Below are 15,490 nucleotides of genomic sequence, written 5' to 3'. Positions count from 1 at the left end.
AGGGACGCTATGCCTTTCACACCCCTGGTGACCGCTGGCATTGAAACGGCGCTGAATACTTTCCTCTGGCGCGACAAAGCGCTAAAACCCGCCCGCCAGCGCCTGCTGGGCAAGGTATTGCGGGTACAGCTGCAGGACTTCTCCACGCCCGTGGTGCTGGTGTTCAGCGAACGCCAGGTTGATGTCCTGAGCGCCTGGGAGGGAGAGGCCGACTGCACCGTGATTACCCGGCTCAGCGTACTGCCAAAACTGCGCAACCGTCAGCAGCTCACGGCGCTTATCCGCAGCGGCGAGCTGGAAGTGCAGGGCGATCTGCAGGTGGTGCAGAACATGGTCACCCTGTGCGATCTGGCGGAGTTCGATCCCGCTGAACTGCTGGCGCCTTACACCGGCGACATCGTGGCCGAAGGCGTCGGTAAAGTTCTCCGCGGCGGCGCTCAGTTTTTACTGAAAGGGGCGCAGCGCCAGCAGCGCTATGTCGCGGAAGCGATCACTGAAGAGTGGCGCCTGGCGCCGGGGCCGCTGGAGCTGGCCTGGTTTGCTGAAGAGACGACGGCTATTGAACGCGCGCTGGCCGCACTGGAAAAACGGCTGGAAACGCTGGAGGGCAAATGACGCCAGGAGAATTACGGCGCCTGTATTTCATCGTCCACACCTTTTTGAGCTACGGGCTCGATGAGCTCATCCCCAAAATGCGGATCACGCTGCCGCTGCGTATCTGGCGGCGGATGCTGTTCTGGATGCCAAACCGCCATCAGGATCAACCCCTTGGCGCCCGTCTGCGGCTGGCGCTTCAGGAGCTGGGGCCGGTGTGGATTAAATTCGGCCAGATGCTTTCCACGCGGCGGGATCTCTTTCCGCCGCATATTGCCGATCAGCTGGCGCTGTTGCAGGACCGCGTGGCGCCCTTTGACGGGAAGCTCGCGCAGCAGCAGATAGAGAAAGCGATGGGTGGCCTGCCGGTGGAGGCCTGGTTTGATGATTTCTCCGTTGAGCCGTTAGCCTCGGCGTCTATCGCCCAGGTGCATACCGCGCGTCTGAAAGAGAACGGCAAAGAGGTGGTGATCAAGGTTATCCGTCCGGATATTTTGCCGATCATTAAAGCGGACATGAAGCTCATCTACCGCCTGGCGCGCTGGGTGCCGCGTCTGCTGCCTGACGGCCGCCGTCTGCGCCCGCAGGAGGTAGTTCGTGAGTATGAAAAAACGCTGCTGGACGAGCTGAACCTGCTGCGGGAATCCGCTAACGCCATTCAGCTGCGGCGTAATTTCGAAGAGAGCCCGATGCTGTATGTGCCGGAAGTGTACCCCGACTACTGCAGCGAAAGCATGATGGTGATGGAGCGCATCTACGGCATTCCGGTGTCCGACGTCGAGGCGCTGGAGGCTCAGGGAACCAACCTGCAGCTGCTGGCGGAGCGGGGCGTGCAGGTCTTCTTCACCCAGGTGTTCCGCGACAGTTTTTTCCATGCTGATATGCACCCTGGCAACATATTCGTCAGCTACGAGCACCCGGAAGATCCGCAGTATATCGGTATCGATTGCGGCATTGTCGGCTCGCTGAACAAAGAAGATAAGCGCTATCTGGCGGAAAACTTTATCGCCTTTTTCAACCGCGATTATCGTAAGGTTGCCGAGCTGCACGTCGACTCCGGTTGGGTTCCGCCGGACACTAATGTTGAAGAGTTTGAGTTCGCGATCCGCACGGTCTGCGAGCCCATCTTTGAGAAGCCGCTGGCGGAGATCTCCTTCGGCCACGTGCTGCTTAATCTGTTCAACACCGCGCGGCGCTTCAATATGGAAGTCCAGCCGCAGCTTGTTTTGCTACAGAAGACATTACTTTACGTAGAAGGGGTAGGCCGGCAGCTCTATCCTCAGTTAGACTTGTGGAAAACGGCGAAGCCTTTCCTTGAGTCGTGGATCAAAGATCAGGTCGGTATTCCGGCGCTGGTGCGCGCGTTTAAAGACAAAGCGCCGTTCTGGATCGAAAGAATGCCTGAAATACCTGAGCTGGTGTATCAGAGCCTGCAGCAGAGCAAACAGCTGCAGACCAGCGTCGATACTATCGTGCGGGATATGCATGTGCGTCATGTGCGCCAGGGCCAATCCCGTTATCTGTTTGGTATAGGCGCGGTTTTATTGCTCAGTGGTACGCTGCTCTTTATCCATCGCCCTGAGTGGGGAATGATGCCCGGCTGGCTGATGGCCGGCGGTGTCGTGACCTGGCTGATTGGCTGGCGAAAAACCCGCTGATCGGTTCGCCACTTCATGACGCAGGCTTATTTGCGCAAAATCATGCCGGTGGCCTGACGGCGAGGCGGCTGGCAGGATGGCGTGTATAATGCGTCCACATAATTCATCATCTGTCATAGGGGAACGTGTATGGGTGGTATCAGTATTTGGCAGTTATTAATTGTTGTCGTCATCGTAGTTCTGCTTTTCGGGACGAAGAAGCTGAGCTCACTGGGGTCAGACTTAGGGGCATCCATCAAAGGCTTTAAAAAAGCCATGAGTGATGATGATAAACCCGAAAAGTCGGCGCCAGACGCAGATTTCACGGCGAAAACTATCGCCGACAAACAGGATGATGCAAAAAAAGACGAGACAAAACGCCACGACAAAGAGCAGGTGTAACTCGTGTTCGATATTGGTTTTAGTGAACTACTGCTGGTGTTTGTAATTGGCCTCATTGTTCTGGGGCCACAGCGGCTTCCCGTCGCGGTTAAAACGGTGGTTGGCTGGATCCGTACGCTACGGTCGCTGGCGACCACGGTGCAGAATGAGCTGGCTCAGGAGCTAAAACTGCAGGAGTTCCAGGAGAGCCTCAAGAAGGTGGAAAAGGCCAGCCTGAATAACCTGACGCCGGAGCTGAAAGCCTCTATGGACGAGCTGCGCGAGGCCGCGGAGTCGATGAAGCGCTCCTATAGCGCCCACGATCCGGAAAAGGCCAGCGACGAAGCGAATACCATCCATAATCCGGTGGTGAAAGGCAGCGAAGCGCAGCGGCAGGACGTCACGCCGGCGACGGCCGAACATCAGGCCAGCGCTCCGGCTCATGCGCCTGAGCCCGTGGCCGACGAGCAACCCGCTTCACCGGCAGAGAAAACATCCGCTACGGCGGCTGCCCCCCATTCTTCCCCCGCATCGAGTGATAAACCGTAAACATGGGCGTAGACGATACACAACCGCTAATTTCGCATCTGATTGAGCTGCGCAAGCGTCTGCTCAACAGCATCATTGCTATCCTGGTGATCTTCCTGGCGCTGGTCTATTTCGCCAATGATATCTATCAGCTGGTCTCGGCCCCGCTTATCAGCAAGATGCCGGTAGGCGCGACGATGATCGCCACCGATGTCGCTTCACCTTTCTTTACGCCGATAAAGCTGACCTTTATGGTGTCGGTGATCCTGTCGGTGCCGATTATTCTGTATCAGGTATGGGCCTTCGTCGCGCCGGCGCTGTATAAGCACGAGCGCCGGCTGGTGGTGCCCTTGCTGGTCTCCAGCACGCTGCTGTTCTATATCGGCATGGCTTTCGCGTATTTTGTCGTGTTTCCGCTGGCGTTCGGCTTTCTGACCCATGCTGCCCCGGAGGGGGTGCTGGTCTCGACCGATATCCGCAGCTATCTCGACTTCGTGATGGCGCTGTTTATGGCGTTCGGGGTCTCTTTTGAGGTGCCGGTCGCCATTGTGCTGCTCTGCTGGATGGGCGTCACTACGCCGGAAGAGCTGCGCAAAAAACGGCCGTATGTGCTGGTGGGCGCCTTCGTGGTGGGCATGCTGCTGACGCCGCCGGACGTGTTCTCGCAGACGCTGCTGGCCATTCCGATGTACTGTCTGTTTGAAGTCGGGGTGTTCTTTGCCCGCTTCTACACCGGGAAGCGTCTGACGCGTGATGACGATGCCGCGGCCGAAGCTGAAGCCGCTGAGCACAGAGAAGAGTAATACCGCCAACCGCCCGTCAGGGCGGTTGTCATATGGAGCGATCATGTTTGATATCGGCGTTAATCTGACCAGTTCGCAGTTTGCCCGCGACCATGATGAGGTGGTGGCGCGCGCCCGGTCGGCGGGTGTCCACGGCATGCTGCTGACCGGCACAAATTTGCCGGAGAGCCAGCAGGCGCAGAGAATGGCGAGCCATTACGCCGGCTGCTGGTCCACGGCGGGGGTTCATCCCCATGACGGCAGCAGCTGGACGCCAGCGGTCGCCGAGGCGATTTATGTCCTTGCCCGCGAGCCGCAGGTGGTGGCGATAGGGGAATGTGGTCTGGATTTTAATCGTAATTTCTCCACGCCGCAGGAGCAGGAGGCGGCATTCAGCGCCCAACTGGCGCTGGCCGCCGAGCTGTCGATGCCGGTGTTTTTACACTGCCGCGACGCCCACGACCGGTTTCTGACGCTACTTAAACCCTGGCTTGGGAAGATCCCGGGCGCGGTGCTGCACTGCTTTACCGGCAGCCGCAGCGAGGCGCAGGAATGTCTGGATCTGGGGCTGTTTATCGGCATTACCGGTTGGGTGTGCGATGAGCGGCGCGGGCTCGAGCTGCGAGAGCTACTGCCGGCGATCCCGGCGGAACGTCTGCTGCTGGAGACCGATGCGCCCTATCTGCTGCCGCGCGACCTCAAGCCGAAACCCGCCTCGCGTCGTAACGAGCCCGCGTATTTGCCGCATATCCTGGCCAGCGTCGCGGCCTGGCGCGGCGAGGAGGCGCAGTGGCTTGAGGCGCAAACGGACGCCAACGTCAGAGCGCTGTTTGGCGTCGACGTTATCGGCGCTTAGATTTTCTGGAAATCGGTGTTTTTTACGCTCTGCAGGACTTGCTTATTCAGCAGGTTTAACAGCAACATAGAGCGTGCTTCACCGTCCGGCTCGGTAAAGATAGCCTGTAAGCCTTCGAACGCGCCGTCGGTGATCAGTACGCTATCGCCCTCATGCGGCGTTTCCGGGTCGGTGATGCCTTCCGGTTTATAGATAGAGAGCTGATGGATGACCGCCGAAGGGACGATAGCGGGTAGGGCGCCAAAGCGCACGAAGTTGTTAACCCCGCGGGTGGCGCTGATGGTGGTGGTATGAATCACCTCTGGATCGAACTCAATAAACAGGTAGTTCGGGAACAGCGGTTCGCTGACCATGGTGCGTTTACCGCGAATGATTTTTTCCAGCGCAATCGTCGGCATCAGGCAGTTAACTGACTGACGTTCCAGATGTTCCTGGGCTCGTTGTAGCTGCCCACGTTTGCAATACAGTAAGTACCAGGCTTGCATAATGACTCATTCCACTTCTAATAACGGCAAGCATAACAAATGGCTGGTGTAATCGCGAAAGCCATTATAATTGAAATCCAAATTTCAGCGTTCTTTCACGCTAATTTAACAAAATTACAGCATCTCGCCGTTGAACACCGTATAATTAGCCGCCTGTAGAGAGGTCAATAACACTTTCATGAAATATCACGATCTTCGCGACTTTCTGACACTCCTGGAACAACAGGGCGAACTAAAACGTATCACTCTGCCGGTCGATCCCCACCTGGAAATCACCGAAATTGCCGACCGCACCCTGCGCGCTGGCGGTCCGGCGTTGCTGTTTGAGAATCCGAAAGGCTATACCATGCCGGTGCTGTGCAACCTGTTCGGCACGCCGCGGCGCGTGGCGCTGGGGATGGGTCAGGAGGACGTCAGTTCGCTGCGCGAGGTGGGTAAGCTGTTAGCCTTTCTGAAAGAGCCTGAGCCGCCCAAAGGTTTCCGCGATCTGTTTGATAAGCTGCCGCAGTTTAAGCAAGTGCTGAATATGCCGACCAAACGTCTGCGCGGCGCCCCCTGCCAGCAAAAAATCATCCAGGGCGATGACGTCGACCTGAGGAAAATCCCGATTATGACCTGCTGGCCGGACGATGCCGCGCCGCTGATCACCTGGGGGCTGACGGTGACCCGCGGGCCGCACAAAGAGCGGCAGAACCTGGGGATTTATCGCCAGCAGCTGATTGGCAAAAACAAACTGATTATGCGCTGGCTGTCTCATCGCGGCGGCGCACTGGATTTCCAGGAGTGGAGCGCGGCGCGTCCGGGCGAACGCTTCCCGGTTTCTGTGGCGCTCGGCGCCGACCCAGCGACCATTCTTGGCGCGGTGACCCCGGTGCCGGATACGTTGTCGGAATATGCCTTTGCCGGGCTGCTGCGCGGCACCAAAACCGAAGTGGTGAAATGCGTCTCGAACGATCTTGAAGTGCCAGCCAGCGCAGAGATTGTGCTGGAAGGTTATATCGAGGCCGGGGAGATGGCGCCGGAAGGTCCGTATGGCGACCATACCGGCTACTACAATGAAGTAGACCAGTTCCCGGTGTTTACGGTCACCCATATTACCCAACGTGAAGACGCGATTTATCATTCGACCTATACCGGCCGTCCGCCGGATGAGCCTGCGGTGCTGGGCGTGGCGCTGAATGAAGTCTTTGTCCCGATCCTGCAAAAACAGTTTCCGGAAATCGTCGATTTCTATCTGCCGCCGGAAGGGTGCTCCTACCGTCTGGCGGTGGTGACGATGAAAAAACAGTATGCAGGCCATGCCAAGCGCGTGATGATGGGCGTCTGGTCGTTCCTGCGCCAGTTTATGTACACCAAATTCGTGATTGTCTGCGATGACGATGTCAACGCTCGCGACTGGAACGATGTGATTTGGGCGATCACTACCCGTATGGACCCAGCTCGTGATACGGTACTGGTAGAGAATACGCCAATTGATTATCTGGATTTTGCCTCGCCGGTTTCCGGCCTGGGTTCAAAAATGGGGCTGGATGCCACCAATAAATGGCCTGGCGAAACCCAGCGTGAATGGGGTCGCCCAATCAAAAAAGATCCTGCCGTCACGGCGCGCATTGACGCCATCTGGGATGATCTGGCCATCTTTAAACAACAGTAAGCGGGGCTAACGCCGCTGTTTTGCTCTATAGACCCGACAGAGGGGACGCATGACAACCTTAAGCTGTAAAGTGACCTCGGTGGAGGCGATTACCGATACCGTGTATCGTGTTCGATTAGTACCGGAAGCGGCATTCTCTTTCCGCGCTGGCCAGTATCTGATGGTGGTAATGGATGAGCGCGACAAACGCCCATTCTCCATGGCCTCCACGCCGGCGGAACAGGAATTTATCGAACTGCATATCGGCGCCTCGGAGCTCAATCTGTACGCGATGGCGGTCATGGATCGCATCCTGAAAGAGCGCGAAATTGAGGTTGATATCCCGCATGGCGAAGCCTGGCTGCGTGAAGATGAAGACCGCCCGCTGATTTTGATTGCCGGCGGCACCGGCTTCTCTTATGTGCGTTCTATTCTGCTGACCGCGCTGTCACGCAATCCTCAGCGCGATATCGCGATTTACTGGGGCGGCCGCGAGACCAAACATCTGTACGATCTGGCTGAGCTGGAAGCCTTGAGCGTCAAACATCCGAATCTGCGTATTGAGCCGGTGGTTGAGCAGCCGGAAGAGGGCTGGCGTGGGCGTTCCGGCACCGTGCTGACCGCGGTGCTGCAGGATTACGGTACCCTGGCCGATCACGATATCTATATTGCCGGGCGTTTTGAGATGGCCAAGATTGCTCGCGACCTGTTCTGCAATGAACGCGGCGCGCGCGAAGATCGCCTGTTTGGCGACGCGTTTGCTTTTATCTGATATCTGCAAATAAAAAACCCGCCCCTGACAGGCGGGAAGAACGGCAACTAAACTGTCTCTCTTCGCCAATGACGTCATAACTGCGTCGGCTGCGCTCGCTCACCCGAATCACTTACTTCAGTAAGCTCATCGGGATTCGCTCGCTTGCCGCCTTGTTCTGACGCCATTGGCTGTGAGATACCCTTTTGTAAATTTACACCCGCTCAAACACGGTGGCGATCCCTTGTCCCAGGCCAATGCACATGGTGGCGAGGCCGAACTGGGCATCTTTACGCTCCATCTGATTGATCAACGTGGTGCTAATACGCGCCCCGGAACAACCCAGCGGATGACCGAGCGCGATCGCCCCGCCGTTAAGGTTGATCTTCTCATCGATCTGCTCCATCAGGCCCAGATCTTTAATGCACGGCAGGATCTGCGCGGCAAAGGCCTCATTCATTTCAAAGACGTCGATATCGCTGGTGGATAAGCCCGCTTTTTTCAGCGCCAGCTTCGAGGCGGGAACCGGGCCATAGCCCATAATGGACGGGTCGCAGCCGACCACCGCCATCGAACGGACGCGGGCGCGTGGCTTCAGCCCCAGTTCGCGGGCGCGACTTTCGCTCATCAGCAGCATCGCCGCCGCGCCATCGGAAAGGGCGGAAGAGGTACCCGCCGTTACCGTACCGGTCACCGGGTCAAACGCCGGCCTCAGGGTAGACAGCGTCTCGACGGTGGTTTCCGGGCGGATCACTTCGTCATAGTTAAAGGACTTCAGTACGCCATCGGCATCGTGGCCGCCAGTGGGGATAATCTCGGCTTTGAATGCGCCGGACTGGGTCGCAGCCCAGGCGCGGGCGTGGGAGCGCGCGGCGAACTGATCCTGCATTTCCCGGCTAATGCCGTGCAGACGCGCCAGCATTTCAGCGGTCAGCCCCATCATCCCTGCCGCCTTCGCCACGTTGCGACTCAGGCCCGGGTGGAAATCGACGCCGTGGCTCATCGGCACATGGCCCATGTGCTCCACGCCGCCAATCAGGCAAACGCTGGCATCGCCGGTCATGATCATGCGTGCGGCATCGTGCAGCGCCTGCATGGAAGAACCGCACAGACGGTTAACCGTGTTTGCCGGTACCGAATGCGGGATCTCCGCCAGCAGCGCCGCGTTACGGGCGATGTTAAAACCCTGCTCGAGGGTTTGCTGCACGCAGCCCCAGTAGATATCGTCTATTGCGCTAGCCTCAAGCGACGGGTTGCGCGACAGCAGGCTACGCATCAGGTGCGCGGAGAGGTCTTCCGCGCGCACGTGGCGAAATGCGCCGCCCTTTGAACGGCCCATCGGGGTGCGAATAGCATCGACAATGACAACCTGTTCCATTGTGACTCCTTAAGCCGTTTTCAGAGCGCCAACCGGACGGGCTGGCTCTACCTGGGGATAATACGCTTCGTTATGGCGCGCTTTGTCACGCAGACCGGCAGGGACTTCATACAGCGGCCCAAGGTGCTGGTACTGCTGCGCCATATCGAGATACTTCGCGCTGCCGATGGTATCCAGCCAGCGGAAGGCGCCGCCGTGGAACGGAGGGAAGCCGAGGCCGTATACCAGCGCCATATCCGCTTCCGCCGGGCTGGCGATAATGCCTTCTTCCAGGCAGCGGACGACTTCGTTAACCATCGGGATCATCATGCGGGCGATAATCTCTTCATCGCTGAAATCGCGCTTCGGCTGGCTGACGTCGGCCAGCAGGCTGTCGACGGCGGCATCTTCTTCTTTCTTCGGCTTACCTTTGCTGTCGTCTTTATAGCGCCAGAAGCCGAGGCCGTTCTTCTGGCCGAAACGGTTGGCGTCAAACAGGGCGTCTATAGCGTCGCGATAATCTTTCTGCATCCGCTGCGGGAAGCCCGCCGCCATGACCGCCTGAGCATGGTGCGCGGTGTCGATGCCGACCACGTCCAGCAGATAGGCCGGGCCCATCGGCCAACCAAACTGTTTCTCCATCACTTTGTCGACTTTGCGGAAATCCGCCCCGTCGCGCAGCAGCTGGCTGAAGCCGGCGAAGTAGGGGAACAGCACGCGGTTGACGAAGAAACCGGGACAATCATTGACCACGATTGGCGTCTTGCCCATTTTGCTGGCCCAGGCGACGACTTTGGCAATGGTATTATCCGGGGTTTTTTCGCCGCGGATCACTTCTACCAGCGGCATGCGATGCACCGGGTTAAAGAAGTGCATGCCGCAGAAATTTTCCGGGCGCTGCAGAACGCTGGCCAGCTCGCTGATGGGGATCGTTGAGGTGTTGGACGCCAGCACGGTATCCGGGCGGATTTTATTTTCCGTTTCCGCCAGCACTGCTTTCTTCACTTTCGGGTTTTCCACCACCGCTTCAACGACCACGTCCACGCGATCAAAACCGCTATACTCCAGCGTTGGCTGAATGGTGCTTATTACTCCGGCCAGCTTCAGACCGTCGATTTTGCCGCGTTCCAGCTGTTTATTCAGTAGCTTCGCCGCTTCGGTCATGCCGAGCGTCAGCGATTTATCGTTGATGTCCTTCATGATGACCGGTACGCCTTTCCACGCCGACTGATAAGCGATGCCGCCGCCCATAATGCCCGCGCCCAGGACGGCGGCCTGCTTCGGCGTTTCGACATCTTTGGTCAGTTTTTTCGCTTTCGCTTTGACGTACTGGTCGTTGAGGAAGATACCGACCAGCGCGCGGGCCTCATTGGTATGAGCCAGCGGGACAAAGCTTTTATTTTCCAGCACCAGGGCCTCTTCACGACCAAGACGCGCGGCGGCTTCAATGGTTTTCACCGCGGTGATCGGCGCCGGATAATGCTTCCCGGCGGTTTGCGCGACCATGCCTTTGGCGATGGTGAAACTCATCGTCGCTTCAATTTTGCTGAGCTTCAGCGGCTCCAGCTTCGGTTGACGTTTCGCTTTCCAGTCCAGGTCGCCCTGAATCGCCTGGCGCAGGATCGCCAGCGCGCCGTCGCGCAGTTTGTCGGCAGCAACTACGCCATCCACCAGGCCGATTTTCAGCGCTTGATCGGCACCGACATCTTTCCCGGCAGCAATGATCTCCAGCGCGCTGTCGGCGCCGAGCAGGCGCGGCAAACGGACTGAGCCGCCGAAGCCTGGCATAATGCCGAGTTTGGTTTCCGGCAGACCAATGCGCAGATCCGGCGTCGCCAGGCGATAATCGGTCGCCAGGACGCATTCACAACCGCCGCCCAGCGCGTAACCGTTGACGGCGGAGACAGTGGGGACCGGAAGATCTTCCAGACGGTTGAAGACGCTGTTAGCAAAATGCAGCCATTGGCTTAACTGCTCCTCAGGGACCAGGAACAGTGAGAGGAATTCCGTAATATCCGCGCCGACGATAAACGCCGCTTTTTCAGAGCGCAGCATCAGGCCTTTGAGATCGTTTTGTTTTTCCAGTACGTCCAGCGCATGACCGAGGCTGGCTACGGTTGCGGTATCAAGCTTGTTGACCGAACCTGGGGCATCGAACACCAGTTCGGCGATGCCATCTTCCAGCCAGTCGAGGTACAGGGTGTCGCCTTTGTAGAGCATGTCAGTCTCCTGAATCCAGCAATATGATCTGGTCATACCAGATGAAACGGAGTGTGGAATTTATGTTAAAGAATTGCAAATTACTCTTTAAATAATTGCTGGTCGGATCACATCCGGTGGAAATCACCCGCACGCAGGTCGATGTGCTAAGATGCGGAGTATCACGATCCCATAAAAGCAAAGGACAAAAGATGGAATCCCTGGCCGCGCTCTATAAAAATCATATTGTTACCCTACAAGAACGTACCCGCGACGTCCTGTCCCGTTTTCAGATGGATGCTCTGCTGATTCACTCCGGCGAGCTGGTTAACGTCTTCCTTGATGACCATCCATACCCGTTCAAGGTCAATCCGCAGTTCAAAGCCTGGGTGCCGGTGACTCAGGTGCCTAACTGCTGGTTGCTGGTGGACGGTGTGAATAAACCGAAGCTGTGGTTCTATCTGCCGGTTGATTACTGGCATAACGTTGAGCCGCTGCCAACCTCGTTCTGGACCGAAGAGGTCGATGTAGTCGCGCTGCCGAAGGCCGATGGCATCGGCAGCCAACTGCCTGCCGCTCGCGGAAATATTGGTTATATCGGGCCGGTGCCGGAGCGCGCGCTGGGTCTGGGAATCGCCGCGGATAAGATCAACCCGAAAGGGGTTATCGATTATCTGCATTACTACCGGGCTTACAAAACCGATTACGAGCTGGCCTGTATGCGTGAAGCGCAGAAGTCGGCGGTGAATGGTCATCGTGCGGCCTATGAAGCTTTTCAGTCCGGGATGAGCGAATTCGATATCAATCAGGCCTATCTTACCGCAACCGGTCACCGCGATACCGACGTGCCTTACAGCAACATCGTGGCGCTGAACGAGCATGCTTCTGTCCTGCACTACACCAAACTGGACCACCGCGCTCCGGCGGAAATGCGCAGCTTCCTGCTCGACGCCGGTGCGGAATATAACGGCTATGCTGCGGATCTGACGCGGACCTGGGCGGCACACGGCGATAACGATTTCGCCCATCTGATTAAAGACGTTAACGACGAGCAGCTGGCGCTGATTAGCACCATGAAAGCCGGGACTCGCTACGTCGATTACCATATCCAGTTCCACCAGCGTATTGCGAAGCTGCTGCGTAAACACCAGTTAGTCACTGACATGAGCGAAGAGGCGATGGTGGAAAACGATCTGACCGGGCCATTTATGCCGCACGGGATTGGTCATCCGCTGGGTCTGCAGGTGCATGATGTTGCTGGCTTTATGCAAGACGACTCCGGTACGCATCTGGCGGCGCCAGCGAAATACCCGTATCTGCGCTGCACCCGTATTATCGAGCCGCGTATGGTGTTGACCATTGAACCCGGCATCTACTTTATCGAGTCGTTACTGGCGCCGTGGCGTGAAGGCCCGTTCAGCAAACACTTCAACTGGCAAAAAATTGACGCCATGAAGCCATTCGGCGGGATCCGTATCGAAGATAACGTGGTGGTTCACGAAAACAGTATCGAAAATATGACGCGCGATCTGAAGCTGGCCTAATGGAGAGCTGGTTAATCCCGGCGGCGCCCGTTTCCGTCGTTGAGGAGATCAAAAAGAGCCGTTTTATCACGCTGTTGGCGCATACCGACGGCGTGGCGGCGGCGAAAGCCTTTGTCGAGTCCGTCAGAGCGGATCACCCCGATGCCCGTCACCACTGCGTGGCGTGGGTCGCCGGACCGCCTGATGATTCGCAACAGCTTGGGTTTTCTGATGATGGCGAACCGGCGGGAACGGCGGGTAAACCGATGCTGGCGCAGCTGATGGGAAGCGGCGTCGGCGAGATAACCGCTGTCGTCGTGCGTTACTACGGTGGTATCCTGCTGGGCACCGGCGGTCTGGTGAAAGCCTATGGCGGCGGTGTTCATCAGGCGCTGGCGCAGTTGACGACACTGCGCAAGACGCCGTTAACGGCATATACTTTGCAATGTGAATATGGGCAACTGGCCGGCGTCGAAGCGCTGCTCGCCCAATTTTCCGGCAACGTCGTTGAAAGCGAATATCTGGCGTCGGTTCGGCTGCGCGTGGCGCTTCCCCAGGCTGAAGTGGCGGCTTTTTCAGCAAAACTGGCTGATTTTAGTCGCGGTTCATTGCAATTGCTGAAGATTAACGAATAATCCCCTCTGTTTTTTTGCCTATCAAAGGAAGCGCCAGAGATGCATTTTCGCGCCATAACCCGAATCGTTGGACTGCTGGTCATCTTGTTTTCGGGGACGATGATCGTCCCGGGATTAGTGGCCCTGATATATCGCGATGGCGCGGGACGGGCCTTCACTCAAACTTTTTTTGTCGCTCTGGCGATCGGCTCCATGCTGTGGTGGCCGAACCGTAAGCAAAAGGGTGAACTGAAATCCCGTGAAGGATTTCTGATCGTGGTGCTGTTCTGGACCGTGCTGGGTAGCGTAGGGGCCTTGCCCTTCATTTTCGCCGAACAGCCGAACCTGACGGTGACGGATGCCTTCTTCGAGTCATTTTCCGGCCTGACGACGACCGGGGCGACCACCCTGGTGGGGCTGGACTCGCTCCCGCACGCTATCCTCTTTTACCGGCAGATGCTGCAGTGGTTCGGCGGCATGGGGATCATTGTGCTGGCGGTGGCGATTCTGCCTATCCTCGGCGTCGGGGGGATGCAGCTCTACCGTGCGGAAATGCCCGGCCCGCTGAAAGATAACAAGATGCGCCCGCGCATCGCCGAGACGGCAAAGACATTGTGGCTCATCTATGTGTTACTGACGGTCGCCTGCGCATTGGCGCTCTGGTTTGCCGGTATGCCGGCCTTCGATGCGATAGGGCACAGCTTCGCCACCATCGCCATCGGCGGTTTCTCGACTCACGATGCCAGCGTCGGCTATTTCAACAGCCCGATGATCAACTCCATCATTGCCATCTTCCTGCTAATCTCCGGCTGTAACTACGGTCTGCATTTTTCGTTGTTGAGCGGACGCAGCCTGAAGGTGTACTGGCGCGACCCTGAGTTTCGAATGTTCATTGGCGTCCAGTTGACGCTGGTCATCGTCTGTACGCTGGTGCTATGGCTTCATAACGTGTACGGCTCGGTGCTGACGACGCTGAATCAGGCGTTTTTCCAGGTGGTGTCGATGGCGACCACCGCGGGATTCACCACCGATAGCATTGCGCGCTGGCCGCTGTTCCTGCCGGTGCTTCTGCTGTGCTCTGCATTTATCGGCGGCTGCGCAGGCTCCACGGGCGGTGGCTTAAAGGTTATCCGTATCCTGTTGCTGTTCAAGCAGGGCAACCGTGAGCTTAAGCGTCTGGTTCACCCGAATGCGGTGTATAGCATTAAATTAGGTAACCGCGCGCTGCCGGAACGTATTCTGGAAGCGGTATGGGGATTCTTCTCCGCCTATGCGCTGGTCTTTATCATTAGTATGCTGGCTATTATCGCCACCGGGGTGGATGACTTCTCCGCTTTCGCCTCCGTGGTGGCGACATTGAACAACCTCGGGCCTGGGCTCGGCGTCGTCGCGGACAACTTTGCCACCATGAACCCGGTCGCGAAATGGATCCTGATTGCTAATATGCTGTTTGGTCGTCTGGAAGTGTTCACCTTACTGGTGCTCTTTACTCCCACTTTCTGGCGCGAATAACAGGAGTGCTCGTGAAAACTTTAATTCTCTTTTCCACCCGCGACGGGCAGACACGTGAAATCGCTTCGTTTCTCGCCTCTGAGCTTAAAGAGCTGGGTATCGATGCGGACACCCTGAATCTGAACCGTACCGATGACGTGGAATGGCATCATTATGATCGCGTGGTGATTGGCGCGTCGATTCGCTACGGACACTTTCATCCGGCGGTGGACCGCTTTGTGAAAAAGCACCTTGCAGCATTGCAGGCGCTGCCGGGGGCATTCTTTTCGGTGAACCTGGTTGCGCGCAAACCCGAGAAGCGCACGCCGCAGACCAACAGCTATACGCGCAAGTTTCTGCTCAACTCGCCGTGGCAGCCGCAGAGCTGCGCGGTGTTTGCCGGGGCGCTACGTTACCCGCGTTACCGCTGGTACGATCGGTTTATGATCCGCCTGATTATGAAAATGACCGGGGGCGAAACGGATACCCGTAAAGAAGTGGTCTATACCGACTGGCAACAGGTCTCCCGATTTGCCCGAGAAATCGCGCAAATGATCCGCAAACAGGGCGTTTAAACAGCGTCTTGATGGAAAAGCGAGCGAACGAAAAGTTTTTTTGCATTTCCCCTTGTCACCTCAGAATTACTCCCTATAATGCGC

Annotated in this window: 15 protein-coding genes; 12 read left to right on the top strand and 3 right to left on the bottom strand. The window is 57.4% G+C overall.

Features of this window, described 5'->3' with window-relative positions:
- Positions 1-9 precede the first annotated feature (9 nt).
- The 6 genes from ABLV54_RS03505 to tatD all read left to right on the top strand — a co-directional run bounded on the left by ABLV54_RS03505 (position 10) and on the right by tatD (position 4,778).
- Positions 10-615 carry an SCP2 domain-containing protein gene (locus ABLV54_RS03505; RefSeq protein ID WP_032454522.1) on the top strand — a complete coding sequence of 202 codons (606 nt, stop codon included), beginning with the start codon at positions 10-12 and terminating at the stop codon, positions 613-615.
- A complete protein-coding gene (ubiB, locus tag ABLV54_RS03500; protein ID WP_044521773.1) occupies positions 612-2,252 on the top strand; it encodes a ubiquinone biosynthesis regulatory protein kinase UbiB in 1,641 nt (546 codons plus the stop codon). Before ABLV54_RS03505 ends, ubiB begins: the two co-directional genes overlap by 4 nt.
- A 129-nt stretch (positions 2,253-2,381) precedes the next feature.
- Positions 2,382-2,633, top strand: a complete 252-nt coding sequence (tatA, locus tag ABLV54_RS03495) for a Sec-independent protein translocase subunit TatA (RefSeq protein ID WP_002883425.1) — start codon at positions 2,382-2,384, stop codon at positions 2,631-2,633.
- Positions 2,634-2,636: 3 nt separating this feature from the next.
- On the top strand, positions 2,637-3,161 hold the full coding sequence (gene tatB, locus ABLV54_RS03490; protein ID WP_048296407.1) for a Sec-independent protein translocase protein TatB: 525 nt from the start codon (positions 2,637-2,639) through the stop codon (positions 3,159-3,161).
- Positions 3,162-3,163: 2 nt separating this feature from the next.
- Positions 3,164-3,943 (top strand): Sec-independent protein translocase subunit TatC, encoded by a 780-nt coding sequence (gene tatC / locus ABLV54_RS03485; protein WP_004886745.1) that lies wholly within the window; start codon positions 3,164-3,166, stop codon positions 3,941-3,943.
- A gap of 43 nt (positions 3,944-3,986) precedes the next feature.
- Positions 3,987-4,778 carry a 3'-5' ssDNA/RNA exonuclease TatD gene (gene tatD / locus ABLV54_RS03480; RefSeq protein WP_050534278.1) on the top strand — a complete coding sequence of 264 codons (792 nt, stop codon included), beginning with the start codon at positions 3,987-3,989 and terminating at the stop codon, positions 4,776-4,778.
- Here tatD and rfaH read toward each other — a convergent pair.
- Entirely contained in the window at positions 4,775-5,263 is a 489-nt protein-coding gene (gene rfaH, locus ABLV54_RS03475) for a transcription/translation regulatory transformer protein RfaH (protein WP_004886742.1), read from the bottom strand. The genes tatD and rfaH overlap by 4 nt on opposite strands.
- Positions 5,264-5,441: 178 nt before the next feature.
- Here rfaH and ubiD point away from each other — a divergent pair, with 178 nt between their 5' ends.
- Together ubiD and fre are read left to right on the top strand one after the other, a co-directional pair.
- Positions 5,442-6,917, top strand: a complete 1,476-nt coding sequence (gene ubiD / locus ABLV54_RS03470; protein ID WP_023291584.1) for a 4-hydroxy-3-polyprenylbenzoate decarboxylase — start codon at positions 5,442-5,444, stop codon at positions 6,915-6,917.
- A 49-nt stretch (positions 6,918-6,966) separates the two neighbouring features.
- Positions 6,967-7,668 carry an NAD(P)H-flavin reductase gene (gene fre, locus ABLV54_RS03465; RefSeq protein WP_004886735.1) on the top strand — a complete coding sequence of 234 codons (702 nt, stop codon included), beginning with the start codon at positions 6,967-6,969 and terminating at the stop codon, positions 7,666-7,668.
- 193 nt (positions 7,669-7,861) lie between these two features.
- Here fre and fadA read toward each other — a convergent pair whose 3' ends face one another.
- Both fadA and fadB read right to left on the bottom strand, forming a co-directional pair.
- Positions 7,862-9,025: an acetyl-CoA C-acyltransferase FadA gene (gene fadA, locus ABLV54_RS03460; RefSeq protein WP_004886733.1), complete on the bottom strand. Its 1,164-nt coding sequence runs from the start codon at positions 9,023-9,025 to the stop codon at positions 7,862-7,864.
- Between the two features lie 9 nt (positions 9,026-9,034).
- Complete coding sequence (gene fadB, locus ABLV54_RS03455; protein ID WP_248861067.1) at positions 9,035-11,224, bottom strand: fatty acid oxidation complex subunit alpha FadB; 2,190 nt, start codon at positions 11,222-11,224, stop codon at positions 9,035-9,037.
- Between the two features lie 191 nt (positions 11,225-11,415).
- On the opposite strand from fadB, the gene pepQ reads away from it, so the two are divergent.
- The 4 genes from pepQ to hemG are packed head-to-tail and all read left to right on the top strand — an operon-like array spanning position 11,416 to position 15,406.
- Positions 11,416-12,747, top strand: coding sequence for a Xaa-Pro dipeptidase (pepQ, locus tag ABLV54_RS03450; RefSeq protein ID WP_032454527.1), 1,332 nt, complete (start codon positions 11,416-11,418; stop codon positions 12,745-12,747).
- Positions 12,747-13,361: an IMPACT family protein gene (locus tag ABLV54_RS03445; protein ID WP_004886726.1), complete on the top strand. Its 615-nt coding sequence runs from the start codon at positions 12,747-12,749 to the stop codon at positions 13,359-13,361. Before pepQ ends, ABLV54_RS03445 begins: the two co-directional genes overlap by 1 nt.
- Before the next feature lie 39 nt (positions 13,362-13,400).
- The gene (gene trkH, locus ABLV54_RS03440) at positions 13,401-14,852 is read left to right on the top strand and encodes a Trk system potassium transporter TrkH (protein ID WP_004886724.1); all 1,452 of its coding nucleotides are present in this window, start codon (positions 13,401-13,403) and stop codon (positions 14,850-14,852) included.
- An 11-nt stretch (positions 14,853-14,863) separates the two neighbouring features.
- On the top strand, positions 14,864-15,406 hold the full coding sequence (gene hemG / locus ABLV54_RS03435) for a menaquinone-dependent protoporphyrinogen IX dehydrogenase (protein ID WP_023291587.1): 543 nt from the start codon (positions 14,864-14,866) through the stop codon (positions 15,404-15,406).
- Positions 15,407-15,490: the final 84 nt, after the last annotated feature.

Source organism: Klebsiella sp. JB_Kp042, assembly GCF_040065275.1.
In the GTDB taxonomy this organism is placed as follows: domain Bacteria; phylum Pseudomonadota; class Gammaproteobacteria; order Enterobacterales; family Enterobacteriaceae; genus Klebsiella; species Klebsiella quasipneumoniae.
This window is presented reverse-complemented; position numbering and strand designations above follow the sequence as displayed.

Bases quoted from the DNA above. Each gene is read 5' to 3' on its own strand.
- ABLV54_RS03505 (WP_032454522.1), top strand. From the start codon at position 10: ATGCCTTTCACACCCCTGGTGACCGCTGGCATTGAAACGGCGCTGAAT.
- ubiB (WP_044521773.1), top strand. From the start codon at position 612: ATGACGCCAGGAGAATTACGGCGCCTGTATTTCATCGTCCACACCTTT.
- tatA (WP_002883425.1), top strand. From the start codon at position 2,382: ATGGGTGGTATCAGTATTTGGCAGTTATTAATTGTTGTCGTCATCGTA.
- tatC (WP_004886745.1), top strand. From the start codon at position 3,164: ATGGGCGTAGACGATACACAACCGCTAATTTCGCATCTGATTGAGCTG.
- tatD (WP_050534278.1), top strand. From the start codon at position 3,987: ATGTTTGATATCGGCGTTAATCTGACCAGTTCGCAGTTTGCCCGCGAC.
- rfaH (WP_004886742.1), bottom strand. From the start codon at position 5,263: ATGCAAGCCTGGTACTTACTGTATTGCAAACGTGGGCAGCTACAACGA.
- ubiD (WP_023291584.1), top strand. From the start codon at position 5,442: ATGAAATATCACGATCTTCGCGACTTTCTGACACTCCTGGAACAACAG.
- fre (WP_004886735.1), top strand. From the start codon at position 6,967: ATGACAACCTTAAGCTGTAAAGTGACCTCGGTGGAGGCGATTACCGAT.
- fadA (WP_004886733.1), bottom strand. From the start codon at position 9,025: ATGGAACAGGTTGTCATTGTCGATGCTATTCGCACCCCGATGGGCCGT.
- fadB (WP_248861067.1), bottom strand. From the start codon at position 11,224: ATGCTCTACAAAGGCGACACCCTGTACCTCGACTGGCTGGAAGATGGC.
- pepQ (WP_032454527.1), top strand. From the start codon at position 11,416: ATGGAATCCCTGGCCGCGCTCTATAAAAATCATATTGTTACCCTACAA.
- ABLV54_RS03445 (WP_004886726.1), top strand. From the start codon at position 12,747: ATGGAGAGCTGGTTAATCCCGGCGGCGCCCGTTTCCGTCGTTGAGGAG.
- trkH (WP_004886724.1), top strand. From the start codon at position 13,401: ATGCATTTTCGCGCCATAACCCGAATCGTTGGACTGCTGGTCATCTTG.